Genomic DNA, 1,296 nt, shown 5'->3' with positions numbered 1-1,296 from the left:
CTCATCAACCCACCAGGCCACCCCAGACACGGCCCCCACACCCACACCGCCTGAAACCCCGCGGCGCTTTCGGGCGACCGTCGGTGCCGAGCGCCCGCTGCTGCGCGAATCCGGCGTCGGCGCGTGAGGGGGTGGTGCCGCCCGGGTCGACGACGGCGAGGGCGGCTGCTCCATAAGGTGTGACGATGCCCGAGTCTGCGCGTCAGGCGCTCCGCCGGAACGGCGGCCATCTGGCGTCGGTGGCGCTCGTGCTCATGTGGAGCTCCGGCTACGTCGGCGCAGAGCTCGGCACCCGCGCCGGCGGCACACCGCTGCAGCTGCTGGCCTGGCGGTTCTCGATCCTCGGCGTGCTGCTGGTGAGCGTCTGCCTCGTGCTGCGGGTGCGACTGAACGACCGTGCGGCGTGGACCCGGCAGGCCGTTCTCGGCCTGTTCAGCCAGGCGGTGTTCCTGTTCATGATCTTCGAGGGGATCGCGCGCGGCGTCGACGGCGGCACCGCGGCGCTCATCGCCGCGCTCCAACCGCTGCTCGTGGCCACCGTCGCCGGTCGCGTGCTCGGCGAACGCACAACGGCCGGCATGTGGATCGGTATGGCCCTCGGACTGGCGGGCGTGGTGGTGGTCGTCTCCGGCGGCCTGGACGCGGGGACCGCACCGTGGTGGGCGTACCTGTTCCCGGCCGCGGGCATGCTCAGCCTGGCCACGGGCACGGTCCTCACCCAGCGCCTGCGCCCCACCGAGACACTGCTGCAGTCCATCACCATGCAGTCCGTCGTCGCGGGTGTGGTCCTGATGGTCGCGGCGGTGCTGACCGGTCAGGCGGCGCCCGAGGCCGAGCTCGACTTCTGGGCGGCAGTGGCCTGGCTGGTATTCCTGTCCACGCTGTGCGGATACGTCCTCTTCGTCTTCGTCACCCGCACTCGCGGCGCCACCGTGGCCAGCGTCCTGCTGTACCTCACCCCGCCCACGACCATGGTCTGGGTGTGGCTCATGTTCGGTGTCCCGATCACCCTCCCGGCGGTGGTGGGGATGGCCGTCAGTGCCGTCGGCGTGATCCTCGTACTACGGTCGCGTCCGGCACCGGCGGCTCAGCGCGCACGGCGGTAGCGCCCGGGCCCGGACGTGACATGTGGACGCCGTGGCCGGGGCGGGAGATGATTCGGGGGTGAACCCCGAGCAGCCTGACCTGCAGCGCGCCCTCGCCGACCTCGACGCCCGCCTCGGGCGCATCACCGCGGAGGTCGCGGAGGTCCGGGCCGGGCTGATCGCGCTCGGTCGCCACGCCGGCCCCGCTCAG

At 72.5% G+C, this 1,296-nt stretch carries 1 protein-coding gene; it reads left to right on the top strand.

Features of this window, described 5'->3' with window-relative positions:
* The first annotated feature begins 185 nt into the window (after window positions 1-185).
* Complete coding sequence (locus HMPREF3086_RS01375; RefSeq protein ID WP_070719770.1) at window positions 186-1,106, top strand: DMT family transporter; 921 nt, start codon at window positions 186-188, stop codon at window positions 1,104-1,106.
* The last annotated feature ends 190 nt before the right edge of the window (window positions 1,107-1,296 follow it).

The sequence above is a fragment of the Dietzia sp. HMSC21D01 genome (genome assembly GCF_001815995.1).
GTDB lineage: Bacteria > Actinomycetota > Actinomycetes > Mycobacteriales > Mycobacteriaceae > Dietzia > Dietzia cinnamea.
This window is presented reverse-complemented; position numbering and strand designations above follow the sequence as displayed.

Coding starts and splice junctions, on each gene's coding strand:
- HMPREF3086_RS01375 (WP_070719770.1), top strand. CDS start 186: ATGCCCGAGTCTGCGCGTCAGGCGCTCCGCCGGAACGGCGGCCATCTG.